The sequence below is a fragment of the Streptomyces seoulensis genome (genome assembly GCF_004328625.1).
Classification (GTDB): Bacteria; Actinomycetota; Actinomycetes; order Streptomycetales; family Streptomycetaceae; genus Streptomyces; species Streptomyces seoulensis.
Genome location: NZ_CP032229.1, coordinates 2,277,261 through 2,299,282, shown reverse-complemented (window position 1 = coordinate 2,299,282; position 22,022 = coordinate 2,277,261). Strand labels below are relative to the sequence as shown.

The following is a 22,022-nucleotide window of genomic DNA, read 5'->3' as shown; positions in this document are numbered from 1 at the left end:
GTGACCAGCGATTACGCGAACTATTGCGCACCTTGCAGAGCGGGGCCACCCTTCGAGCATGACGCAGACCACTCAGCACACTCCCGACACCGCCCGGCAGGCCGACCCCTTCCCGGTCAAGGGAATGGACGCGGTCGTCTTCGCCGTGGGCAACGCCAAGCAGGCCGCGCACTACTACTCCAGCGCCTTCGGCATGCGCCTGGTCGCCTACTCCGGCCCGGAGAACGGCAGCCGCGAGACGGCGAGCTACGTCCTGGAGAACGGCGCCGCCCGGTTCGTGTTCACCTCGGTGATCCGCCCCGCCACCCCCTGGGGCGAGTTCCTCGACCGGCACGTCACCGAGCACGGCGACGGCGTGGTGGACCTCGCCATCGAGGTCCCCGACGCCCGCGCCGCGTTCGCCTACGCCGTCGAGCACGGCGCCCGCCCCCTCACCGAGCCGCACGAGGTGAAGGACGAGCACGGCACCGTCGTCCTGGCCGCCATCGCGACCTACGGCGAGACCCGGCACACCCTGGTCGAGCGCTCCGGCTACGACGGCCCGTACCTGCCCGGGTTCGAGGCCGCCGCCCCGATCGTCGAGCCGCCCGCCCGCCGCACCTTCCAGGCCATCGACCACTGCGTCGGCAACGTCGAACTCGGCAAGATGGACGAGTGGGTGGCGTTCTACAACAACGTCCTCGGCTTCACGAACATGAAGGAGTTCGTGGGCGACGACATCGCCACCGAGTACAGCGCGCTGATGTCCAAGGTCGTCGCGGACGGCACCCTGAAGGTCAAGTTCCCGCTCAACGAGCCCGCCGTCGCCAAGAAGAAGTCCCAGATCGACGAGTATCTGGAGTTCTACGGCGGCCCCGGCGTCCAGCACATCGCGCTGGCCACCAACGACATCGTGCAGACGGTACGCACCATGCGCGCGGCCGGGGTGCAGTTCCTCGACACCCCGGACTCCTACTACGACACCCTCGGCGAGTGGGTCGGCGACACCCGGGTGCCGATCGAGACGCTGCGCGAGCAGAAGATCCTCGCCGACCGCGACGAGGACGGCTATCTGCTGCAGATCTTCACCAAGCCGGTCCAGGACCGGCCGACGGTGTTCTTCGAACTCATCGAGCGCCACGGTTCGATGGGCTTCGGCAAGGGCAACTTCAAGGCCCTGTTCGAGGCCATCGAACGGGAGCAGGAGAAGCGGGGCAACCTGTAACCCGGCTCCACCGAGACTGAGTTGGGGGCGCGAGGAGCGGTCGCGCCCCCAACTCACAGCACGTCGGCGGGCAGCGGCCCCCCGGTCACCTCACCCATGTCCGTCAGCGTGGCCCGCGCCTCGGGCGCCCACAGCGGGGAGAACGCCGGGTTCACCAGCAGCGCGTCCTCCAACTGCCGCCGCGCGGAGCCGTACCGCTCCAGTTCGTACTCGATCATGCCCCGGTGGAAGTCGTGCAGCGCGCTGCGCACCCCGCCGCCCTTGGTCTTGTCGGTCGCGGTGGTGGCGAACTTCAGCGCCTCCTCGTCGTCGCCCGCCCGGTGCAGCGCCCAGCCCAGCGCGTCGGCCACCTCGATGCCGGGCTGCCGCTGGTACTCCGCGCGCAGCCGGGTCACCGCCTCCTGCGGATCGCCGTGGTCCGCCTCCAGCCGGCCGAGCAGCAGCTCCTCGTCGACCCCGTCGGAGGCCGCCTTCTCCGCCCGCTTCCGCACCAGCTCGTACTGCGCGTCGGCGTCCTGGGCACGGCTCAGCGACTCGTACAACTCGGCCAGCTCCAGGGTGACTTCCGCGTCCGGGTGCTTGGCGAGGGCCTGGTCGTACGCGGTGAGCGCGTCGGCGGTGCGACCCTGGGCGGCCAGCGTGCGTGCCTTGCCGGCGCCCGCCGTCGCCTCGGCCGGGTCCAGGCGGAGGGCCTCGGTGAACTGGGCCATCGCTTCGGGGAGTTCGCCGCGTTCCCAGGCCAACTGGCCTACTCCGGCCCGGTAGGCGGCCTGCTCGGCGGGCGTACCGGCGGCCGCCGCCGCGTCCGTCAGCTGGGCCAGCGCGTCCTCCCGCCAGCCCCGGTCCCGGTACACGGCCGACGCCCGCGCCATCACGGCCGGCCGGTCCCCGGGCGCGGTGCGCAGCGCCATCAGCTTGTCCAGGGTGCTCCGGGCGGCGGTGTAGTCACCGAGCCCGTTGTAGGCGTCGATCAGCGGGGGGTACGCCGACCAGCGCTTCGGGGTCAGCTTCAGCGCCTGCTCCCCGTACCGCTTGGCCGATGCGAAGTCCCGGCGGGCGTTGGCCAGGGCGGTCATCCCGGCCAGCGCCTCGGTGTTCTTCGCGGCGCGTGTCTTCAGCGAGGTGCCGAGGGCCCGCTCGGCGCGCGGGAGGTCGGCCGCGTCGGCGGTGCGGGCCGACCGGGCCACGTAGGCCGCGCCGAGCACCGCCCAGGCGCGGGCGTCGGCGGGGTGGGCCCGTACCCCGCTCTCCTGCCGGGCGATCAGCGCCGTCAGGTCGGGCAGCGCCGCCGGGACGCCGGTGGTGACCGCCGTCAGCGCCCGCGCCTGCGGTCCGGGCGCGGGGGCCGGGGGCCGGTGCGGGGCCCGCTGCGGCGCCTCGCGCGGCAGCAGCGTCAGCGCCACGCCCGCCGCGGCTCCGCCCGCCGCCACGGTGAGCAGCGTGCGGCGCAGCCATCGCCGGGGGCGGCGCGGCGGAGGATCGGTCACGAGGGACGTACCGGGCCGCGCGTCGCCGTACTGTCTCTTCGCCATACCGATCACTGTGCGTCAATATGACGAGCACATCCGGGTGGCCCAAGGGCGGCGCGTGCGGGGTTCACACCGATGGCCCCGAGTGCCACGCTGTGATCATGAGCCGTATCGAAGCACCCCGCGACGGCGACACCGCGCCCGCCGAGAGCCCCCTCATCGAAGCGCTGCTGGCGGGGCTGCCCGCCGGTGCCGTGCTCACCGATCCCGACGTCACCGCCTCCTACGCGCACGACATGGCGAGCTTCTGCCCGGCCGGGGCCCCCGCCGCCGTGGTCCTGCCACGCACCGTCGAACAGGTCCAGCACGTGCTGCGCACCGCCACCGCGCTGCGTGTGCCGGTCGTCCCGCAGGGCGCCCGCACCGGGCTGTCCGGCGGCGCCAACGCCTCCGAGGGCTGCGTCGTGCTGTCCCTCACCAAGATGGACCGCATCCTGGAGATCAGCCCGGTCGACCGGATCGCCGTGGTCGAACCGGGGGTCGTCAACGCCGTGCTCTCCCGGGCGGTGGAGGAGCACGGGCTGTACTACCCGCCGGACCCGTCGAGCTGGGAGACCTGCACGATCGGCGGCAACATCGGCACCGCGTCCGGCGGCCTGTGCTGCGTCAAGTACGGGGTGACGGCCGAGTACGTCCTCGGGCTGGACGTCGTCCTCGCCGACGGCCGCCTGATGTCCACCGGCCGCCGCACCGCCAAGGGCGTCGCCGGGTACGACCTGACCCGGCTGTTCGTCGGCTCCGAGGGCTCGCTCGGCATCGTGGTCCGCGCGGTGCTCGGGCTCCGGCCCAAGCCGCCCCGGCAACTGGTGCTGGCCGCCGAGTTCGCCACCGCCGCCGACGCCTGCGACGCGGTGTGCTCGATCATGGCCGGCGGGCATGTGCCCTCGCTGCTGGAGATGATGGACCGCACCACCGTCAAGGCGGTGAACGACTTCGCCCGGATGGGTCTGCCGGAGTCCACCGAGGCACTGCTGCTGGCCGCCTTCGACACCCCCGAACCCGCGGCCGACCTCGCCGCCGTCGGCGCCCTGTGCGAGGCGGCCGGGGCCACCGGGGTGGTCGTCGCCGACGACGCCGCCGAGTCCGAACTCCTTCTCCAGGCGCGGCGGATGTCGCTCGTCGCGCTGGAGGCGGTCAAGGGCACCACGATGATCGACGACGTCTGCGTGCCCCGCTCGAAACTCGGCGCGATGCTGGAGGGCGTCGAACGGATCGCCGCCAAGTACGACCTCACCATCGGCCTGTGCGCACACGCCGGGGACGGCAACACCCACCCCACCGTCTGCTTCGACGCCCTCGACGAGGACGAGTCCCGCCGGGCCCGCGAGTCCTTCGACGAGATCATGGCCCTCGGGCTCGAACTCGGCGGCACCATCACCGGCGAGCACGGGGTGGGCGTGCTGAAGAAGGAGTGGCTGGCGCGCGAACTCGGGCCCGTGGGGCTGGAGATGCAGCGGGCCGTGAAGGACGTCTTCGACCCGCTCGGCATCCTCAACCCCGGCAAGCTCTTCTGAGCCGGGGCCGGTCGGGCCGGGGTGCCTCACCGCGCCAGCAGCTGGTCGAGGGCGTCGTCGATCCCGAGCTGGGCGGCCTCGGCACCCGGCGGCACCGCCCGCAGCGTCCGCTCCAGCCAGGCGGACACCTGCGGGGTGGGCGCCTCCAGCAGCGCGTCGCCGTCCGGCGAGCTGAGCGCCATCAGCACCACGCTGCGGCCGTTCACCTTCGTCGGCCACACCCGCACGTCCCCGTGCCCGCACGGCCGGAACACGCCCTCCACCAGCAGCTCCCGGGCGAACGTCCAGTGCACGGGGAAGTCGGAGTTGATGTGGAAGGTGATGTGGACGGCGTACGGGTCGTCCGACCGGTAGCCGAGCCGGGCCGGGACCGGGATGCTCCGCTCCGGCGAGAGGATGAGCCGCAGCTCCAGTTCGCGCTCCACCACCGTGTGCTCCATGACCTGTCTCCTTCGCTCTGACCGCGGGCCGCTCGGACGGGCCCGTGCCAGGAGAGAGGGGGCAGCGGCGCGGTCATTACGCGGGTTCCCGGAAATTTTTTCCCAACCGGCGTCGCGCGCCACCGCGGCATCGCCCGGAAGGGGTCGGCTCCGGCCGGAGAGGGGTGAGGGGCGCCCCGGGTCTGATAGATGTGGGGGCTCCCTTCCACCCCCGAGCAGATACGGGACGACGGACATGAGCGCCCCTACGCCGGCCCACGGTGACGACAGGCCCCGTGAGGGCTACTACCCGGACCCGTCCATCCCCGGCTACGTCCGCTACTGGAACGGCACCGCCTGGGTGCCGGGCACCAGCCGCCCCGCCCCCGCGGACGGCGAACCGCTCACCGCCCCGTCAACCTCCGGCCCCGACACGCCCCCTGTGGAGGAGACGGGTCCGCATTTCTTCGAGGAGGGCGGCTCCGCCGGTGGCCCGGCGGCCCAGGGGGAGGCTCCTCCGGACACCTTCCTGTTCCGGCGGCCGACCCCGGGTCCGGCCGCGGGAGGTCAGCGGGACGACGGGACGATGACCTTCCGCCGGGTGCGGGCGGAGGACGCGGCCGAGGCTCAGGGAGCGGCGGGAGGTCCCGGGGACGAGGAGTGGCCCAGAGCGGCCTCCACCGGGCCCACGGGGTCCGGGCCCGCCACGCCCCAAGGCCCCGTGGGCCAAGGCCCCTTCGCGGCCGGCGGGTCCGCGCGGGCGGCTTCGGGCCCCGCCCAGGCCGCCGTGGCTCCGCCGGTCCCGTCGCAGGGACTGCCGGGCGCGGACGCCCCCCGCCGGCCCGGCCCGCCGCCGCACGCGGGCGCCCCGGCGAACCCCGTACTCCCGCCCCGGGCCGGAGGCCCCCTCGCCCCCGGACCCGGCGGCGGCCAGGCGTCCTGGGCGCAGCAGGTGCATCAGCTGGCCGGGGCTGGGGAGCAGCAGCAGCCCGTGGCGCCGTGGAAGCCGCCGGTGGAGGACCCGTTCCTCGCGGCGGCCCGGCGCCAGGCGGAGGCCCGCCCGGCCGGACTCGGCAAGCGATTCGCCGCCCGCCTGATCGACACCGTGTTCATCGGCGCCGTCACGGCGGCAGCCGCCGTCCCCCTGGGGGTACGCGCCGTCGACCACACGCAGAGCAAGATCGAGGCGGCCCGGCTGTCCGGCCGTACCGTCACCGTCTGGCTGCTCGACGGCACCACCGGCGTCTCGCTCGCCCTCGTCCTCGGCGTCCTGCTGGTCTTCGGCGTGGTGTACGAGGTGCTGCCGACCGCCCGCTGGGGCCGCACCCTGGGCAAGCGGCTGTGCGGCATCCAGGTGCGGGACATCGAGGGGCACCAGCCCCCGTCCTTCGGGGCCGCGCTGCGCCGCTGGCTGGTGCACAGCCTGTCCGGCGTCCTGGTGATCGGGGTGATCGGCCTGCTGTGGGGGCTGTTCGACCGGCCGTGGCGCCAGTGCTGGCACGACAAGGCGGCGCACACCTTCGTGGCCGAATAGCGTCCCCCGTACGGCCGCCCGCCGGGTGCGGCGGCCCCGCGTTCGCGGTCGACTCGGTGCCATGAGCAGTGAACCGCCCCCCGGCTCCGGACCGCAGCCCCCCGACGACGACCCGCTGAGGAAGCGGCCCCCGTCGGACCCGGGGCAGGGGCCGGGCTCGCCGTACGACCGCCCGTACGGTGCCCAGCAGCCCCCGCCGCCCGGCGGCGAGCCCCCGCCCCAGGGCGGCGGCCCCTACGGCTCGGGTGACCCCTACGGGTCGGGCGGGCCCTACGGCGGCGGTCCGTACGGCGGCGGTGACCCCTACGGCGGTGGCGGCCCCTACGGAGGCGGTCCCGGCCGCCCCGGCGACCCCCTCGCCGGCATGCCCCCGCTCGCGGACAGCGGCAAGCGCACCGTCGCCCGCATCATCGACATGATCATCGTCGGCATCGCGGTATGGCTGCTGACCTGGGCCTTCGGGGTGCACCAGTACGACGTGAACGGCGACCGGATGGAGGTCGGCAAGTCGCTCGGCCAGTCGATCATCGCGGCCGTGCTGTACGTCGCCTACGACACCATCCTGATCGCCCGCACCGGACAGACGCTCGGCATGCGCTGGTTCAAGATGCGGGTGGCCAACCTGCGTGACGGCGCCACCCCCTCCCGGCAGTCCTCGCTGATCCGGGCGCTGGTGCTGTGGCTGCCGTTCGCCTTCTGCTGCGCCTGTGTCTGGACCGCGATCTGCGGCGGCTGGAGCTACTTCGACCGCCCGTACAAGCAGGGTCTGCACGACAAGGCGGCGAAGACGGTGGTGGTCGCCACCACCTGAGCGGGCCGGGGCGCGGCACGCCGGAGCGGCGGGCGGGGGAGGAGTCCCCGGCCCGCCGCTCCGGCGCGTGGTCCCGTCAGGCGGCCGCCGTCAGGAGGCCGCGCGGCCGCGTACCGACTCCGCCGAGGCGCCGACGGGGCGGCGGCGCTCGGACAGCCGGGCGGGCTCGGCGGGCGCCGGCCCGGAGGCGGCGGCGGACCGCGTGGGGCGGTGCCGGGGCAGCGGCACCGTCATGGCGACCAGCAGCCCGAGCGCGAGCGCGGCCAGCGCGATGACGGCGACACCGATGCCCGAACTGGTCTGGGACAGGGCCAGCATGGCGACGGTGGAGAGGACCACGGTGCAGGAACCGTAGACGAGCTGTGCGACGGTCGGACGAGGCATGGCGATCGTGTCCTCGGAAGACGGGGGCAGAGGGGGGTGCGGGGGCGCCGTTTCGGCTCTCTTCGCGTGCATGCCCGAGTCCTGTGCCAGGTAAGCCCCGCCTCACCCCGGGGGGCGGTGCACAGGGGGCGCACGGAGTCATGGTCCGCCTCAACTGGGCGGATGCACGCGCCCGTTCTGCCGTAGCAGGTGTTCGTAAAGCGGACGCCAACTCCGCATAGTGCACTTGTCCTGTTCAAGTCAAGGTCTGTCTTTTCTGCTGAACCTCTAGTCAAATTACGGCACTTGACTACACGCGTTGATCGTGCGCGCACGGAATCTTCCAAGGTCCGGAACCCTCCTGCCGTGCGCGCGGCGCGGGGGAGGATCTCAAGTGACCAGCAGACCCTGGATGTTCAGAGCCGCGGCGATAGGCGTGGCCCTGGCGGCGTCGTCGGCCACCTTCGCCACGTTCGCCGTGGCCGAGGCCGGCACGATGGCCCGGCCGGCGGCCGAGAACCGGCACGACCCGGCCCCGGCCGGACAGCGGGAGCACGACCTCGACGGCCCGCTGAGCAAGACCCAGGACGCTCAGCGCCAGGAGGCCCTGAACCAGCTCATCGCCGGCAAGGCCACGGCGAAGGAGCGCGACGGCTCGAAGGTCGTCCAGCTCAAGGGCAAGAAGGGCGACAGCAAGTACGTCGAGCTGAGCCGGGAGAAGACCGACAAGATCTTCACCATCCTGGTGGAGTTCGGGGACCAGACCGACCCCAAGTTCGGCGGCACCCCCGGCCCGCTGCACAACAAGATCGCCGCGCCGGACCGCAAGAAGGACAACTCCACGGCCTGGCAGCCGGATTACAACCAGAAGCACTACCAGGACCTCTACTTCGGCACCGGTGCCAAGACCGAGTCGCTGAAGAAGTACTACGAGAAGCAGTCCTCGGGCCGCTACTCGGTCGAGGGCGAGGTCTCGGACTGGGTCAAGGTCCCCTACAACGAAGCCCGTTACGGCAACAACGCCTGCGGCCAGACCAACTGCACCAGCGTGTGGAACGTGGTCAGCGACGGTCTGAAGTCCTGGGTCGCCGGGCAGAAGGCGGCCGGCAAGTCGGACGCCGCCATCAAGGCCGACCTGGCCCAGTACGACCAGTGGGACCGCTACGACTACGACGGCGACGGCGACTTCAACGAGCCGGACGGCTACGTCGACCACTTCCAGATCGTGCACGCCGGTGAGGACGAGTCCGCGGGCGGCGGCGCCGAGGGCACCAACGCCATCTGGGCGCACCGCTGGTACGCGTTCGGCACCGACGCGGGCGCGACCGGCCCGGCAGGCAACAAGCTCGGCGGCGCCCCGGTCGGCGACACCGGCGTCTGGGTCGGCGACTACACCATCCAGCCGGAGAACGGCGGACTCGGCGTCTTCGCCCACGAGTACGGCCACGACCTCGGTCTGCCGGACGAGTACGACACCGACGGCGGCGACAACTCCACCGGCTTCTGGACCCTGATGTCCTCCGGTTCCTGGCTCGGCACCGGCAAGGAAGCCATCGGCGACCTGCCCGGCGACATGAACGCGTGGGACAAGCTCCAGCTCGGCTGGCTGACCTACGACACCGCCAAGGCGGGCGTCTCCTCCTGGCACAAGCTCGGTCTCGCGGAGTACAACACCAAGTACCGCCAGGCCCTGTTGGTCACGCTGCCGAAGAAGGCGGTCAAGACCGAGATCGTCGCCCCGGCCCAGGGAGCCACCCAGTGGTGGAGCGGCAGTGGTAACGACCTCAAGAACACGCTGACCCGTTCGGTCGACCTGACCGGCAAGTCCAAGGCCACGCTGGGCCTGGACGGCTGGTACGACATCGAGGCGGGCTACGACTACCTCTACGCCGAGGTCTCCACGGACGGCGCCAACTGGACCGCCCTGGACGGCACGGTGGACGGTCAGCCGATCCCGCGCGACGGCTCCGACAAGCCCGCGCTGACCGGCACGCTCGACGGCTACAAGAAGCTGTCGTACTCGCTGGACGCCTACGCCGGCCAGAAGATCCAGCTCCGCTTCCGCTACCAGACCGACGGCGGCGTGGCGTTGAAGGGCTTCGCGGCCGACGAGATCACGGTCACCGCGGACGGCACCCCGCTGTTCTCCGACAACGCCGAGACGACGGACGCCGCTTGGGCCGCGAGCGGGTTCTCCCGCATCGGCGCCTCCTTCACCAAGGACTACGCGCAGTACTACCTCGCGGAGAACCGCCAGTACGTGTCGTACGACAAGACGCTGAAGGTCGGCCCGTACAACTTCGGCTACACCGGCACCGACCGGCCCGACTGGGTGGAGCACTACCCGTACCAGGACGGCCTGTTGATCTGGAAGTGGGACACCTCCCAGGCGGACAACAACACCAACGCGAACGCGCACCCGGGCACCGGTCTGATCCTTCCCGTCGACGCGCACCCGAAGGCGCTGAAGTGGTCCGACGGGACGCTGCTGCGCAACCGTATGCAGGCGTACGACTCGCCGTTCTCGCTCGACCCGACGGACGGCATCACGCTGCACAAGGCGGGCGTGGTGACGAAGATCAAGGCGCAGAACGGGGTGTCGGTCTTCGACGACCGCAAGAACACCTACTGGGATTCGTCGAACCCCACCGGTGGCGTGAAGGTCACTGACACCAACACCAAGATCAAGATCAAGAAGCAGGCGGACGACGGCTCCACGATCGAGCTGGAAGTCGGGCCCGCGGCGAAGTAAGCGACATCTTCGCAGGTCAGAGACGTATCGGCGGTGACCCCCTAGCGGGTCGCCGCCGATCGTGTTTAGGTGCGTCCTGTGGATCGCTTATTGACACCTGACTGAACGGGGATGTGACCGCATGGCCGCAGGAGGCTTCTGCAAGCTGCCGAACGGAACGGTCGTGGTGGCCCTGAACCTGCCCCACGGCACGGCCGGCGTCCGGGTACTCGTCCACGCGGGCAATCGTGCGAGGGCTCTGACCCGGCTGAGGAATCTCGGCCTGTGGTCCGTGTTCTTGCGAGGCAACACAGCCCCACCCACCCCGGACGAGGTGACAGCAGTCCTCCACCACCCCGACGGCCTCATATGGCGCACGGCCCCGACGGAGGGCACGGGCCTGTGGCGCCCGATCCGCGCGCTGCGGTCCCCTGCGGTTCAGCCGTAGACCTTCGGGTGCGGGTGCGGGTGCGTCGTGGCCGCAGGCTGGATTACGCGTTCACCACCGGCTTGCCCGTGAGCTGGACACCGGCCTCGCGCAATGCCTCCAGGGCCTTGTCCGTCGTCTCCTGGGCCACCCCCGCCGTCAGCTCCAGCAGGACGTGCGTGCGGAAGCCCTCGGAGGCAGCGTCCAGGGCGGTGGCCCGTACGCAGTGGTCCGTGGCGATGCCGACGACGTCGACCTCTTCGACGGCGCGGGCGCGGAGCCAGTCGGCCAGAGAGACCCCGTTCTCGTCCGTGCCCTCGAAGCCGCTGTACGCGGCGGAGTAGGCGCCCTTGTCGAAGACCGCGTCGACCGCGCCGGAGGCGACGGCGGGGGCGAAGTTGGGGTGGAAGCCGACCCCCTCCGTGCCCGCGACGCAGTGCGCGGGCCAGGAGTGGACGTAGTCCGGGTTGTCCGCGAAGTGGCCGCCCGGCGCGATGTGGTGATCGCGGGTGGCCACCACGTGCCGGTACCCGGACCCGGCCGCCTGGCCGATCAGCTCGGTGATCGCGGCGGCCACGTCCGCCCCGCCGGCCACCGCGAGACTGCCCCCCTCGCAGAAGTCGTTCTGCACGTCAACGACGATCAAGGCGCGGCGCATGGTGGTGTCCTTCGAGTGGGGTCCAAGGAATCGAGCCTAGAGACTTCCGGCCTCCCGCACTAGCTACCCGAGGGCAGGTGCAGGTACTCCGTCGGGAGAACGGGCTCGCCCCGGGAGAGCTGGGTCGCGGAGAGCGGGAGGTTGCCCCGCGCCGCGATGTGCCGCTCGCGGGCGGCGTCCAGCGGCTCGCGTGCCACGACGTCGCCCCCCTTGACCAGCTCGACCAGCAGCTGCCGGTCGGCCAGCTCGTCCGGCACCGGCCCGGTGCCCACGACCTCGGCCTCCGCGACCCCGTACTTGTCCAGCCGCCGTGCCGCCCACTTGCGGCCCCCGATGGAGGTCTTCCCGCCGCTGGACTTCTTCGCCACCGGCACCAGCTCGGCGGAGGGGTCGGCGGATTCGGCGCGGGCTACCAGCTTGTACACCATCGAGCAGGTCGGATGCCCGGACCCGGTGACCAGCTGGGTGCCCACCCCGTACGCGTCCACCGGCGCAGCCGCCAGCGAGGCGATGGCGTACTCGTCCAGGTCGGAGGTGACCACGATCCGGGTGTCCGTCGCGCCGAGGTCGTCGAGCTGCTGCCGCACCCGGTGCGCGACCAGCAGCAGGTCGCCGGAGTCGATGCGCACCGCGCCCAGCTCGGGACCGGCCACCTCCACCGCCGTACGGACGGCCTCCGCGACGTCGTAGGTGTCCACCAGCAGCGTGGTGTCCGCGCCGAGCGCGTCGACCTGGGCGCGGAAGGCGTCCCGCTCCTGGTCATGCAGCAGGGTGAAGGCGTGCGCGGAGGTGCCGACGGTCGGGATGCCGTACCTGAAGCCCGCCGCGAGGTCGGAGGTGGTGGCGAAGCCGCCGACGTAGGCGGCGCGCGCGGCGGCCACCGCGGCCAGCTCGTGGGTGCGCCGGGCGCCCATCTCGATCAGCGGCCGCCCGCCCGCGGCGGAGGACATCCGGGAGGCGGCGGCCGCGATGGCCGAGTCGTGGTTGAGGATGGAGAGGATCACCGTCTCCAGCAGCACGCACTCCGCGAAGCTGCCCTCGACCCGCAGCAGCGGCGAGCCGGGGAAGTACACCTCGCCCTCCGGGTAGCCCCAGATGTCGCCCTGAAAGCGGTAGTCCGCGAGCCACTTCAGGGTCGGCTCGTCGACGATCCCCCGCTCGCCCAGGAAGGCGAGCATCTGCGCGTCGAACCGGAAGTTCGTCACCGCGTCCAGCACCCGGCCGGTGCCCGCGACCACGCCGTAGCGGCGGCCGTGCGGCAGGCGGCGGGTGAAGACCTCGAACACGCTGCGCCGCTCGGCCGTCCCGGCCTTCAGGGCGGCTTGCAGCATGGTCAGCTCGTACTGGTCCGTGAAGAGCGCCGTCGACGGGACTTCGACCGGCAGCCCAAGGTCCGCTGTGTTCATGACGACGAAGCGTACTCCCATTTCGTCAGTGTGACGATTTCTGGGCCGAGTGGCAGCATGGCTGTTGTGACGTCACCCGCGCCCGTAGAGATCGAACGCACCGAATCGGCGGAGGAGACCTTCGCCGTACCCGAGCCGGACGTCCCCTGGATCACGATCGTCCACAATGATCCGGTCAACCTCATGAGCTATGTGACCTACGTCTTCCAGACGTACTTCGGCTACTCGAAGGACAAGGCCACCGAGCTCATGCTCGACGTCCACCACAAGGGCCGGGCGGTCGTCTCCAGCGGGAGCCGCGAGGAGATGGAGCGCGACGTGCAGGCGATGCACGGCTACGGACTGTGGGCCACCCTCCAGCAGGACCGGAAGTAAACCGACACAGATGCCCGGACACTTCGAACCGCTCCCCGGCGGCGGCGCGACCGTCGCGCTCGACGACGTCGAGATCTCCATCATCCGCTCGCTGGCCGTCCAGCTCCTGGAGCTGATCGGACCCGGCCCCGCCGAGGACGCCGGCGACGACCCGCTCGCCCAGCTGTTCGCCGAGGGCCCCAGCGAGCCGCCCGCCGATCCGGTGCTGCGCCGGCTGTTCCCGGACGCCTACACCGACCCCGAGCGGGAGCCGGGTGACCCGGCCGAGGCCGAGGAGCGGCGCGCGCACTCCGCCGAGTTCCGCCGCTACACCGAGAACGACCTGAGGGCCGGCAAGCGGAAGAACGCGCTCGCCGTCATCCGCACCCTGGACCAGATCGCGTCCTCGGCGGAGGGCGGCGAGGCGGTGCTCAAGCTGTCGCCCGAGCAGTCCCGGCAGTGGCTCTCCGCGCTGAACGACCTGCGCCTGGCCATCGGCTCCCGGCTGGAGATCTCCGACGAGGAGGACACGGACCCGCTGTACCGCCTCCCGGACCAGGACCCGCGCAAGCCCATGGTGCTGGCCTATCTCTGGCTCGGCGGTCTTCAGGAGACCCTCGTCTCGACGCTGATGCCCTGAGCGCCGCTTTCGCGTTCGCTCAGAGGACGCTCAACTCCGGATAACGATCGCGTCACCGGTGCGGCCGCTTTTGCTGCATTAGGGCGCACTTTGTCCCATTCTTCCTGTGCGGTGCGCCACAGGACGCCCTCGGACCCCTCTTTGCTCAATATTGCGGCCGTGATAAATCTTCACGATCGCCCGGCGGACACCACCCATGTCGCGCCGGGTGCGCCACCGAGCCGGCGATCGCCGGCCAGGCAACGAGCGGGTCCCTGACCTGCTCACTCCATCAGTTCCGGGGGGATCGAGACCCGATCCGAGGCCGAGTGAAGGCCACGGGTCGGCATGGAGAAAGGCGCACCACCATGGCCTCTGAGAAGGTCACCGAAGCCCCTGAAGAGGGTTACGAGCGAGGGCTCGGCAGCCGGCAGGTCCAGATGATCGCCATCGGTGGCGCCGTCGGAGTCGGTCTGTTCCTGGGAGCCGGGGCGAACATCGCCAAGGCCGGTCCCAGCCTCATCCTCATGTACGCCCTCGCGGGCGTGATCATCTTCTTCATCATGCGAGCCCTGGGCGAGCTGCTGCTCTACCGCCCGGTGTCGGGTTCGTTCGCCGAGTACTCGCGCGAGTTCCTCGGCGACTTCTTCGGTTACTTCACCGGCTGGACGTACTGGCTGATGTGGGTCGTGACCGGCATGGCCGAGCTGACGGCCGCCGCGATCTACGTCAACTACTGGTTCCCGGCCGTCCCGCGGTGGGTCACGGCGCTGGTCTTCCTGGTGGTCCTGTTCGGCGTCAACCTGATCTCCGTGAAGCTCTTCGGCGAGCTGGAGTTCTGGTTCTCGATGGTCAAGGTCACGGCCCTGATCGGCATGATCGTCATCGGCCTCGGCGTGCTGACCTTCGGCTTCAGCGCCGCCGGTGACACCGCCTCGGTGGCGAACCTGTACCAGTTCGACGGCTTCTTCCCCAAGGGCGTCGGCTCCTCGCTGATGACCCTGCAGGGCGTCATGTTCGCCTACCTCGCGGTCGAGCTGGTCGGCGTCACCGCCGGCGAGTCCGAGGACCCCGAGAAGACGCTGCCCAAGGCGATCAACACCCTGCCCTGGCGCATCGCCCTCTTCTACGTCGGTGCCCTCACCGTCATCCTCTGCGTGGTCAAGTGGACCGAGTTCGCGCCGGGCGTCAGCCCGTTCGTGAAGGCGTTCGCGGTGATCGGCATCCCGGCCGGCGCGGGCATCGTGAACTTCGTCGTCCTCACAGCCGCCCTGTCCTCCTGCAACTCGGGCATGTACTCCACGGGCCGCATGCTGCGCACCCTGGCGGACAACGGCGAGGCCCCGCGCGTCTTCGCCAAGCTGTCCTCCACCAAGACCCCGGCGCTCGGCATCACCGTCTCGGTGCTGTTCATGGGCATCGGCGTGGTGCTGAACTACGTGGTCCCGGAGAAGGCGTTCGGCTACGTCACCTCCGTCGCCACCGCCGCCGGCATCTGGACCTGGCTGATGATCCTGATCAGCCACGTGCTCTACCGCCGTGCGGTCGCCGCGGGCAAGCTGCCCGCCTCGTCCTTCCCCGCGCCGGGCGGCTCGGTCTGCTCGTACATCGCCATCGCCTTCCTGGTCTTCGTGACCGGCCTGATCGCGTACGATGCCGACTCCCGCGTCTGCCTGTACGTGATGGCCGTCTGGGCCGTCGCGCTCGGCATCGGCTGGAAGGTCATGAAGTCCCGCACGCCGCAGGGCGGCGAGCGTGACGAGCCGGCGCTGGAGAAGGTGGGCTAGACCCGCCGAGGGACCATCCAGGACGCCTGGCCGCCGGGAGTACTCGTGGCACCCCCGGCGGCCGCCGCTCAAGGCGTCCGCCATGCGGGTCGTCCCGTACCGCACTGCGGTACGGGACGGCCCGTCCCCCTATCCTGGCCCGCATGCTGACCCTCACCCAGGACCTGTACGACCGGATCGTCGCCCACGCCCGCGAGGACCACCCCGACGAGGCGTGCGGTGTGGTGGCCGGGCCGGAGGGCACCGGGCGCCCGGAGCGGTTCATCCCGATGCTGAACGCCGCCCGCTCGCCCACGTTCTACGAGTTCGACTCCCAGGACCTGCTGAAGCTCTACCGGGAGATGGACGACCGCGACGAGGAGCCGGTGATCATCTACCACTCCCACACCGCGACCGAGGCGTACCCCTCCCGCACCGACATCGGCTACGCCAACGAGCCCGGCGCGCACTACGTCCTGGTCTCCACGGCGGACGCCGACGGCCTCGGCGACTTCCAGTTCCGTTCGTTCCGCATCCTGGACGGAGCGGTCACCGAGGAGGAGGTCGAGGTCGTCGAGGCGTACTGATCCCACTCCCCGGTCGCGAACCGTCCGCCATCCGGGACAGGATTCCGGTCGGTGGACCGGGAATCGATACGATGAGCCCATGGTTCTGACTGTGGTGCGCGCCTTCTGCTGACGTACCGAGCCGCAGCCCCGACGAACACCTTCGAACAGGAGCCCGCAACCATGGCCATCGAGGTCCGCATCCCGACCATCCTCCGCCAGTACACCGACGGCCAGAAGGCGGTCGAAGGCACCGGGGAGACCCTCGCCGACCTGTTCGCCGACCTCGAGACCCGGCACGCGGGCATCCAGGGCCGCGTGGTGGACGGCGGCCAGCTGCGCCGCTTCGTCAACGTGTACCTGAACGACGAGGACGTCCGCTTCGTCGACGGCATCGACACCAAGCTGTCGGACGGCGACACCGTGACCATCCTGCCGGCCGTGGCCGGCGGCATGGCCTGATCGCATGCGGTACGACTCCCCGCTGGCCGCGGTGGGCAACACCCCTCTGGTGCGCCTGCCGCGGCTGTCGCCGTCCCCCGACGTCCGGATCTGGGCCAAGCTGGAGGACCGCAATCCGACCGGCTCCGTCAAGGACCGGCCCGCGCTGCACATGATCGAGCAGGCGGAGAAGGACGGCCGGCTCACCCCCGGCTGCACCATCCTGGAGCCCACCTCGGGCAACACCGGGATCTCGCTCGCCATGGCGGCCAAGCTCAAGGGCTACCGCATGGTGTGCGTGATGCCGGAGAACACCTCCCGTGAGCGCCGCGACCTGCTGGGCATGTGGGGCGCGGAGATCATCCCGTCCCCGGCGGCGGGCGGCTCCAACACCGCCGTCCGGGTCGCCAAGGAGCTGGCGGCCGAGCACCCGGACTGGGTGATGCTCTACCAGTACGGGAACCCCGACAACGCGGGCGCCCACTACTCCGGCACCGGCCCCGAGATCCTGGCCGACCTGCCCTCCGTCACCCACTTCGTGGCCGGCCTCGGCACCACCGGCACCCTGATGGGCGTCGGCCGCTACCTGCGCGAGCAGAAGCCGGACGTGAAGATCGTCGCCGCCGAGCCGCGCTACGACGACCTGGTGTACGGACTGCGCAACCTCGACGAGGGCTTCGTGCCCGAGCTGTACGACGCCTCGGTGCTCACCACCCGGTTCTCCGTCGGCTCGGCGGACGCGGTGGCCCGTACCCGTGAACTCCTCCAGCAGGAGGGCATCTTCGCGGGCGTCTCCACCGGCGCGGTGCTGCACGCGGCGCTCGGGGTGGGCCGCAAGGCGGTGAAGGCGGGGGAGAGCGCCGACATCGTCTTCGTGGTCGCCGACGGCGGCTGGAAGTACCTCTCCACCGGGGTCTACACGGCGGCCACCACCGAAGAGGCCGTCGAGACCCTTCAGGGCCAGCTCTGGGCCTAGCTCCCCTTGAGGGAGCCGTTCGGGGCAGTCGTGCGTCACACCGGTACCAAGTGGTGCCGGTGTCCCGGCCGGCCCCGGACGGAGAGGCGGACCCCATGCGCCGTACGACACCGCTCGCCCTCGCCGCGCTCGCGGCGGCCCTGCTGCTCGCGGGCTGCGGGACGGAAGGGAGGGACGCGGGGCGGAGCGTGTCACCGAAGCCGTCCCGCGAGAAGTGCGTGAGCGCGCTGAAGCTGACCGCCGCCGACTCCGGCCGCGACCTCTGCCTGGCCAAGGGCGGTGAGCTGCGGCTCGCCCTCGACGGCGACAAGGCCCGCCCCTGGAAGCCGGTCGAGGCGAAGGGCGGCGCGCTGACCGCGGTCAACTCCGGGTTCGTCCTCCAGCCGGGCGACGCGAACGCCGCGTACCGCGCCGACAAGCCCGGCACCGTCGAACTGACCTCGGCCCGCGCCGCCGAGCACTGGAAGGTGACGGTCCAGGTCCGCTAGGGCCTCTCGTTTGGATCAGGCCGGGCTCGCGTGCCCCGGCACCGCGCCTCGCCGCGTTGTCGTCACTCGCCATGGCTCCGCCATGACTCCCTCCTCCGCCTTGCGATCCACGGCACCGGACCTCGCTCCCTGATCCGGCCTGATCCAAACGAAAGACCCTAACCGGCGAGGTGGCGCACCCGGTCCCACAGGACCGGGTCGACCTCGCCCACCCGGTGCCGCAGCTCCTCCACGGGTACCTCGTGCAGCTCCCCGGCGTCCAGGAAGCGGGCCCCCTCGCCGAGGACACCGCCCGGCAGCGGGATCAGGTCCGGCCGCTCCTCCTCCGGGCGGCCGGTGATCCGGGCGACCGTGGCATGCCCGTCCCGTACCGCCAGCACCAGGCACGGCAGCGGCTCGGCCCACCAGATGTCACCGGCGCGCGGACGGCCCGTCAACTCTTCTGTGGAGGGCGGCCGTCGGCGGGCCCGGCGCTGTCGGTGCCCCCGTCCCCAGCCGTCCACCAGCGTGGCGACCAGGGCCAGCAGGAGCACCGCCACCAGCGCGAGCCACCACGTCGTGTCCATGAGCGGGACGTTACCGGCGCGCGCCGCCCGCCGCGCGCCCTCGGCTGATCCCCATGCGCCCCCGGTCCAGCCGAACCGGTGACAGCACAGGTGAGTTCGCCCACAACGGCCCCTGGCGAAGGAGCGACCCGTCCTCTCGCGCCTTACGCTCGACGAACCGCACAACCCTGCCCTGCTGCTCTCCGACCCGCTTCTGCCAACGGAGGTTTCCGCTCCATGAAGCTCACCGTCGTCGGCTGCTCGGGGTCGTTCCCGTCCGCGGAATCGGCCTGTTCGAGCTACCTCGTCGAGGCCGACGGCTTCCGGCTGCTTCTCGACATGGGCAACGGCGCCCTGGGCGAGTTGCAGCGCCACATCGGTCTGTACGACCTCGACGCGATCTTCCTCAGCCATCTGCACGCCGATCACTGCATCGACATGTGCGCGTACTTCGTGGCGCGCTACTACCGGTACGAGGGCGGCCGCTGCGAGCCGATCCCGGTCCACGGCCCCGAGGGCACCGAGCACCGGCTGACCACGGCGTACGCCGACACCCCGTCCGCGTCCTCCATGAGCGAGGTCTTCGACTTCCACACGGTCAAGCCGTCCACCTTCGAGATCGGCCCCTTCACCGTGCACACCGAGCGGGTGCGGCACCCGGTGGAGGCGTACGCGATCCGGATCGAGCACGGGGGCCGGTCCCTGACGTACTCGGGGGACACCGGGGTCAGCGAGGCGCTGGACGAGCTGGCGCGGGACACCGACCTGTTCCTGTGCGAGGCCGCCTTCACGCACGGCAAGGAGAACATCCCCGACCTGCACCTCAACGGGCGCGAGGCCGGGGAGACCGCCACCCGCGCGGGCGCCCGCATGCTGGTCCTCACCCACATCCCGCCGTGGACCGACCCCGAGGTCAACCTGGCCCACGCCCGCGAGACCTTCGCCGGGCCGGTGGAGCTGGCGGCGCCCGGCACGACGTACGAGCTGTAGCCCCGGCCTACGCGCGAGGGCCCCGGAACCTGATCAGGTTCCGGGGCCCTCGCGCGTAGGCCGGCCGGGTTACTTGGCCTCGGCCTTCTGGATCTCGGCCAGCTCCTCGTCGGACTCACGGCCCGGCGTGGGGAGGTTGAACTTGATGATGGCGAAGCGGAAGACCACGTAGTAGACGACCGCGAAGCACAGGCCCACCAGGATGAGACCCAACGGGTTCGACGCGATGCCCCAGTTCAGGCCGAAGTCGATCACACCGGCCGAGAAGCCGAAGCCGTCCCGCATGCCCAGCGACCAGGTCAGCGCCATGGAGACACCGGTGAGCACCGCGTGGATCGCGTACAGCACCGGGGCGATGAACATGAAGGTGAACTCGATCGGCTCGGTGACACCGGTGACGAAGGAGGTCAGCGCGAGAGAGAACATCATGCCGCCGACGACCTTGCGGCGCTCGGGCCGGGCGCAGTGCACGATCGCCAGGCAGGCGGCGGGCAGCGCGAACATCATGATCGGGAAGAAGCCGGTCATGAACTGGCCCGCGTGCGGGTCGCCGGCGAGGAAGCGCGCGATGTCGCCGCTCTTGCCGTGGTAGTCGCCCGCCTGGAACCACGGGAACGAGTTCAGCAGGTGGTGCATGCCGATCGGGATCAGCGCGCGGTTGGCGACACCGAAGATGCCCGCGCCGACCGCGCCCGAGCCGACCAGCCACTCACCGAAGTTGTGCAGACCCGCGCCGAGCACCGGCCAGATGTAGCCGAACACGATGCCGATGAGCAGACCCGCGAGCGCGGAGAGGATCGGGACCAGCCGGCGGCCGCCGAAGAAGCCGGCCCAGTCGGGCAGCTTGGTGCGGTAGAAGCGCTGGTAGAGCAGGGCGACGACGATGCCCATCACCACACCGCCGAGGACCTTGGCGTCCACCGGGGCGTTCACCATGACGACCTTGCCGTCGACGGCGGTGGCCACCTTCGGCAGGCTCTTGTCGGTGAACGTGGCCAGCACGTTCTTGAAGACCAGGTAGCCGACGACCGCGGCGAGCGCGGTCGAGCCGTCCGACTTCTTGGCGAAGCCGATGGCGATGCCCACCGCGAACAGCAGCGGCATGTTGTCCAGGATCGCGTTGCCGCCCGCGGCCATGAAGGAAGCGATCTTGGTCAGGAACGCCGGGAAGGAGGGGTCGCCCAGCATGTCGGTGTTGCCGAGCCGCACCAGGAGGGCGGCGGCGGGGAGCACCGCGACCGGCAGCATCAGGCTGCGGCCGATCCGCTGCAGGACGCCCATCACCTTGGCGCCCTTTTTGTTCTCGGCCGGGGGCGCGGCGCTGGCCGTGGTCACAACTTCCTCCAGATGGGCAGGGCGCCGCCCTGGGACCATGGAAGGGGACGGCAGCGTCTGTGGTCTACACCACTTGTGGTGTAGACCTGTTGTAGCACGATGGCATGGATATAAGGAACCCGTGAAATAGCGATCGAAGGGCTACGCGGAGTGCCGGACGCGCCGGGGTCCGGGGGCGGTTTGGCGGGGTTCCCCGTGGTGGTGTAGACCAGTCTCCGGACGGTTCTCGTTCGGACCGGTTCGGACCAGGGAGAAAGAACATGGCCAGCAAGGCTGAGAAGATCGTCGCCGGGCTCGGCGGCATCGAGAACATCGACGAGGTCGAGGGCTGCATCACCCGCCTGCGTACCGAGGTCCACGACCCGTCGCTCGTCGACGAGGCCGCCCTGAAGGCCGCCGGCGCGCACGGTGTCGTGAAGATGGGCACCGCCGTCCAGGTCGTCATCGGCACCGACGCCGACCCGATCGCCGCGGAGATCGAAGACATGATGTGAGCCTCGCGCTCACCTGCACGAGGGGCTTCTTCCCATGGGGGAGGAGCCCCTCGCGTCACTCCCGATAGGCTCAGCCGCATGTCTCGCATCGACGGCCGCACCCCCGACCAGCTCCGCCCCGTCACCATCGAACGCGGCTGGAGCAAGCACGCCGAGGGCTCCGTCCTCGTCTCCTTCGGCGACACCAAGGTGTTCTGCACCGCCAGCGTCACCGAAGGCGTCCCCCGCTGGCGCAAGGGCAGCGGCGAGGGCTGGGTCACCGCCGAGTACTCCATGCTGCCCCGCTCCACCAACACCCGCGGCGACCGTGAGTCGGTCCGGGGCCGGATCGGCGGGCGCACGCACGAGATCTCCCGCCTCATCGGCCGCTCGCTGCGCGCGGTCATCGACTACAAGGCGCTCGGCGAGAACACCATCGTCCTGGACTGCGACGTCCTCCAGGCCGACGGCGGCACCCGCACCGCCGCCATCACCGGCGCCTACGTCGCCCTCGCCGACGCGATCGCCTGGGCCCAGCGCAAGAAGCTGGTCAAGGCCAATCGTCAGCCGCTCACCGGCACGGTCGGCGCCGTCTCGGTCGGCATCGTCGACGGCGTCCCGCTGCTCGACCTCTGCTACGAGGAAGACGTGCGCGCCGAGACCGACATGAACGTGGTCTGCACCGGCGACGGCCGCTTCGTCGAGATCCAGGGCACCGCCGAGGCCGAGCCCTTCGCCCGCGAGGAGCTGAACGCCCTGCTCGACCTGGGTGTGGCCGGCTGCGCCGAACTCACCAAGTTCCAGCGGGCCGCCCTCGCGCTGACCCTGCCCGAGTAGCACCGGGGCGGGTAAAGAGAACCCCAAAAAAGACGG

General features: G+C 71.0%; 23 protein-coding genes. 16 read left to right on the top strand and 7 right to left on the bottom strand.

The genetic code is table 11. The annotated features are described in order from the left end of the window. The first annotated feature begins 58 nt into the window (after window positions 1-58). On the top strand, window positions 59-1,204 hold the full coding sequence (gene hppD, locus D0Z67_RS10765) for a 4-hydroxyphenylpyruvate dioxygenase (RefSeq protein WP_031182620.1): 1,146 nt from the start codon (window positions 59-61) through the stop codon (window positions 1,202-1,204). A gap of 53 nt (window positions 1,205-1,257) precedes the next feature. On the opposite strand, the gene D0Z67_RS10760 is transcribed toward hppD, so the two are convergent. Continuing rightward, window positions 1,258-2,736 (bottom strand): tetratricopeptide repeat protein, encoded by a 1,479-nt coding sequence (locus D0Z67_RS10760; protein ID WP_031182619.1) that lies wholly within the window; start codon window positions 2,734-2,736, stop codon window positions 1,258-1,260. Between the two features lie 92 nt (window positions 2,737-2,828). On the opposite strand from D0Z67_RS10760, the gene D0Z67_RS10755 reads away from it, so the two are divergent. Then, entirely contained in the window at window positions 2,829-4,247 is a 1,419-nt protein-coding gene (locus tag D0Z67_RS10755; protein WP_031182618.1) for an FAD-binding oxidoreductase, read from the top strand. A gap of 26 nt (window positions 4,248-4,273) precedes the next feature. Here the strand turns inward: D0Z67_RS10755 and D0Z67_RS10750 are convergent, their stop codons facing one another. Next, complete coding sequence (locus tag D0Z67_RS10750) at window positions 4,274-4,687, bottom strand: SsgA family sporulation/cell division regulator (protein WP_031182617.1); 414 nt, start codon at window positions 4,685-4,687, stop codon at window positions 4,274-4,276. Between the two features lie 235 nt (window positions 4,688-4,922). Here D0Z67_RS10750 and D0Z67_RS10745 point away from each other — a divergent pair, with 235 nt between their 5' ends. Together D0Z67_RS10745 and D0Z67_RS10740 are read left to right on the top strand one after the other, a co-directional pair. Next, entirely contained in the window at window positions 4,923-6,200 is a 1,278-nt protein-coding gene (locus D0Z67_RS10745; RefSeq protein WP_031182616.1) for an RDD family protein, read from the top strand. A 61-nt stretch (window positions 6,201-6,261) separates the two neighbouring features. Further along, window positions 6,262-7,011 carry an RDD family protein gene (locus tag D0Z67_RS10740; RefSeq protein ID WP_031182615.1) on the top strand — a complete coding sequence of 250 codons (750 nt, stop codon included), beginning with the start codon at window positions 6,262-6,264 and terminating at the stop codon, window positions 7,009-7,011. Window positions 7,012-7,101: 90 nt separating this feature from the next. Here the strand turns inward: D0Z67_RS10740 and D0Z67_RS10735 are convergent, their stop codons facing one another. Continuing rightward, window positions 7,102-7,395: a hypothetical protein gene (locus D0Z67_RS10735; RefSeq protein ID WP_031182614.1), complete on the bottom strand. Its 294-nt coding sequence runs from the start codon at window positions 7,393-7,395 to the stop codon at window positions 7,102-7,104. Between the two features lie 373 nt (window positions 7,396-7,768). Here D0Z67_RS10735 and D0Z67_RS10730 point away from each other — a divergent pair, with 373 nt between their 5' ends. Together D0Z67_RS10730 and D0Z67_RS30135 are read left to right on the top strand one after the other, a co-directional pair. Then, entirely contained in the window at window positions 7,769-10,126 is a 2,358-nt protein-coding gene (locus tag D0Z67_RS10730) for an immune inhibitor A domain-containing protein (protein WP_031182613.1), read from the top strand. Between the two features lie 121 nt (window positions 10,127-10,247). Beyond that, on the top strand, window positions 10,248-10,553 hold the full coding sequence (locus D0Z67_RS30135; RefSeq protein ID WP_031182612.1) for a hypothetical protein: 306 nt from the start codon (window positions 10,248-10,250) through the stop codon (window positions 10,551-10,553). A gap of 43 nt (window positions 10,554-10,596) precedes the next feature. On the opposite strand, the gene D0Z67_RS10720 is transcribed toward D0Z67_RS30135, so the two are convergent. Both D0Z67_RS10720 and D0Z67_RS10715 read right to left on the bottom strand, forming a co-directional pair. Then, window positions 10,597-11,190 carry an isochorismatase family protein gene (locus tag D0Z67_RS10720; RefSeq protein WP_031182611.1) on the bottom strand — a complete coding sequence of 198 codons (594 nt, stop codon included), beginning with the start codon at window positions 11,188-11,190 and terminating at the stop codon, window positions 10,597-10,599. 59 nt (window positions 11,191-11,249) lie between these two features. Continuing rightward, complete coding sequence (locus D0Z67_RS10715; RefSeq protein ID WP_031182610.1) at window positions 11,250-12,596, bottom strand: nicotinate phosphoribosyltransferase; 1,347 nt, start codon at window positions 12,594-12,596, stop codon at window positions 11,250-11,252. A gap of 57 nt (window positions 12,597-12,653) precedes the next feature. Here D0Z67_RS10715 and clpS point away from each other — a divergent pair, with 57 nt between their 5' ends. The 7 genes from clpS to D0Z67_RS10680 all read left to right on the top strand — a co-directional run bounded on the left by clpS (window position 12,654) and on the right by D0Z67_RS10680 (window position 17,806). Next, window positions 12,654-12,971 carry an ATP-dependent Clp protease adapter ClpS gene (gene clpS / locus D0Z67_RS10710; protein WP_031182609.1) on the top strand — a complete coding sequence of 106 codons (318 nt, stop codon included), beginning with the start codon at window positions 12,654-12,656 and terminating at the stop codon, window positions 12,969-12,971. 10 nt (window positions 12,972-12,981) lie between these two features. Beyond that, a complete protein-coding gene (locus D0Z67_RS10705) occupies window positions 12,982-13,590 on the top strand; it encodes a DUF2017 domain-containing protein (RefSeq protein ID WP_031182608.1) in 609 nt (202 codons plus the stop codon). 347 nt (window positions 13,591-13,937) lie between these two features. Then, a complete protein-coding gene (locus D0Z67_RS10700; RefSeq protein WP_031182607.1) occupies window positions 13,938-15,356 on the top strand; it encodes an amino acid permease in 1,419 nt (472 codons plus the stop codon). Between the two features lie 143 nt (window positions 15,357-15,499). Further along, a complete protein-coding gene (locus tag D0Z67_RS10695) occupies window positions 15,500-15,922 on the top strand; it encodes a M67 family metallopeptidase (protein WP_031182606.1) in 423 nt (140 codons plus the stop codon). A gap of 162 nt (window positions 15,923-16,084) precedes the next feature. Continuing rightward, complete coding sequence (locus tag D0Z67_RS10690) at window positions 16,085-16,363, top strand: MoaD/ThiS family protein (RefSeq protein WP_031182605.1); 279 nt, start codon at window positions 16,085-16,087, stop codon at window positions 16,361-16,363. Between the two features lie 4 nt (window positions 16,364-16,367). Beyond that, window positions 16,368-17,318 (top strand): PLP-dependent cysteine synthase family protein, encoded by a 951-nt coding sequence (locus tag D0Z67_RS10685; protein ID WP_031182604.1) that lies wholly within the window; start codon window positions 16,368-16,370, stop codon window positions 17,316-17,318. Window positions 17,319-17,413: 95 nt separating this feature from the next. Further along, entirely contained in the window at window positions 17,414-17,806 is a 393-nt protein-coding gene (locus D0Z67_RS10680) for a hypothetical protein (RefSeq protein ID WP_131589637.1), read from the top strand. A 158-nt stretch (window positions 17,807-17,964) separates the two neighbouring features. Here the strand turns inward: D0Z67_RS10680 and D0Z67_RS10675 are convergent, their stop codons facing one another. Further along, window positions 17,965-18,372, bottom strand: a complete 408-nt coding sequence (locus tag D0Z67_RS10675; RefSeq protein ID WP_031182602.1) for a hypothetical protein — start codon at window positions 18,370-18,372, stop codon at window positions 17,965-17,967. 216 nt (window positions 18,373-18,588) lie between these two features. On the opposite strand from D0Z67_RS10675, the gene D0Z67_RS10670 reads away from it, so the two are divergent. Then, window positions 18,589-19,341, top strand: a complete 753-nt coding sequence (locus tag D0Z67_RS10670; RefSeq protein WP_031182601.1) for an MBL fold metallo-hydrolase — start codon at window positions 18,589-18,591, stop codon at window positions 19,339-19,341. Window positions 19,342-19,410: 69 nt separating this feature from the next. On the opposite strand, the gene D0Z67_RS10665 is transcribed toward D0Z67_RS10670, so the two are convergent. Continuing rightward, complete coding sequence (locus D0Z67_RS10665) at window positions 19,411-20,676, bottom strand: PTS transporter subunit EIIC (RefSeq protein WP_031182600.1); 1,266 nt, start codon at window positions 20,674-20,676, stop codon at window positions 19,411-19,413. Between the two features lie 260 nt (window positions 20,677-20,936). Here D0Z67_RS10665 and D0Z67_RS10660 point away from each other — a divergent pair, with 260 nt between their 5' ends. Next, the gene (locus tag D0Z67_RS10660; protein ID WP_031182599.1) at window positions 20,937-21,170 is read left to right on the top strand and encodes a PTS sugar transporter subunit IIB; all 234 of its coding nucleotides are present in this window, start codon (window positions 20,937-20,939) and stop codon (window positions 21,168-21,170) included. 78 nt (window positions 21,171-21,248) lie between these two features. After that, on the top strand, window positions 21,249-21,986 hold the full coding sequence (gene rph, locus D0Z67_RS10655; protein ID WP_031182598.1) for a ribonuclease PH: 738 nt from the start codon (window positions 21,249-21,251) through the stop codon (window positions 21,984-21,986). Window positions 21,987-22,022: the final 36 nt, after the last annotated feature.

Bases quoted from the DNA above. Each gene is read 5' to 3' on its own strand.
- hppD (WP_031182620.1), top strand. From the start codon at position 59: ATGACGCAGACCACTCAGCACACTCCCGACACCGCCCGGCAGGCCGAC.
- D0Z67_RS10760 (WP_031182619.1), bottom strand. From the start codon at position 2,736: ATGGCGAAGAGACAGTACGGCGACGCGCGGCCCGGTACGTCCCTCGTG.
- D0Z67_RS10750 (WP_031182617.1), bottom strand. From the start codon at position 4,687: ATGGAGCACACGGTGGTGGAGCGCGAACTGGAGCTGCGGCTCATCCTC.
- D0Z67_RS10745 (WP_031182616.1), top strand. From the start codon at position 4,923: ATGAGCGCCCCTACGCCGGCCCACGGTGACGACAGGCCCCGTGAGGGC.
- D0Z67_RS10740 (WP_031182615.1), top strand. From the start codon at position 6,262: ATGAGCAGTGAACCGCCCCCCGGCTCCGGACCGCAGCCCCCCGACGAC.
- D0Z67_RS10735 (WP_031182614.1), bottom strand. From the start codon at position 7,395: ATGCCTCGTCCGACCGTCGCACAGCTCGTCTACGGTTCCTGCACCGTG.
- D0Z67_RS30135 (WP_031182612.1), top strand. From the start codon at position 10,248: ATGGCCGCAGGAGGCTTCTGCAAGCTGCCGAACGGAACGGTCGTGGTG.
- D0Z67_RS10720 (WP_031182611.1), bottom strand. From the start codon at position 11,190: ATGCGCCGCGCCTTGATCGTCGTTGACGTGCAGAACGACTTCTGCGAG.
- D0Z67_RS10715 (WP_031182610.1), bottom strand. From the start codon at position 12,596: ATGAACACAGCGGACCTTGGGCTGCCGGTCGAAGTCCCGTCGACGGCG.
- clpS (WP_031182609.1), top strand. From the start codon at position 12,654: ATGGCTGTTGTGACGTCACCCGCGCCCGTAGAGATCGAACGCACCGAA.
- D0Z67_RS10705 (WP_031182608.1), top strand. From the start codon at position 12,982: ATGCCCGGACACTTCGAACCGCTCCCCGGCGGCGGCGCGACCGTCGCG.
- D0Z67_RS10700 (WP_031182607.1), top strand. From the start codon at position 13,938: ATGGCCTCTGAGAAGGTCACCGAAGCCCCTGAAGAGGGTTACGAGCGA.
- D0Z67_RS10695 (WP_031182606.1), top strand. From the start codon at position 15,500: ATGCTGACCCTCACCCAGGACCTGTACGACCGGATCGTCGCCCACGCC.
- D0Z67_RS10690 (WP_031182605.1), top strand. From the start codon at position 16,085: ATGGCCATCGAGGTCCGCATCCCGACCATCCTCCGCCAGTACACCGAC.
- D0Z67_RS10685 (WP_031182604.1), top strand. From the start codon at position 16,368: ATGCGGTACGACTCCCCGCTGGCCGCGGTGGGCAACACCCCTCTGGTG.
- D0Z67_RS10680 (WP_131589637.1), top strand. From the start codon at position 17,414: ATGCGCCGTACGACACCGCTCGCCCTCGCCGCGCTCGCGGCGGCCCTG.
- D0Z67_RS10675 (WP_031182602.1), bottom strand. From the start codon at position 18,372: ATGGACACGACGTGGTGGCTCGCGCTGGTGGCGGTGCTCCTGCTGGCC.
- D0Z67_RS10670 (WP_031182601.1), top strand. From the start codon at position 18,589: ATGAAGCTCACCGTCGTCGGCTGCTCGGGGTCGTTCCCGTCCGCGGAA.
- D0Z67_RS10660 (WP_031182599.1), top strand. From the start codon at position 20,937: ATGGCCAGCAAGGCTGAGAAGATCGTCGCCGGGCTCGGCGGCATCGAG.
- rph (WP_031182598.1), top strand. From the start codon at position 21,249: ATGTCTCGCATCGACGGCCGCACCCCCGACCAGCTCCGCCCCGTCACC.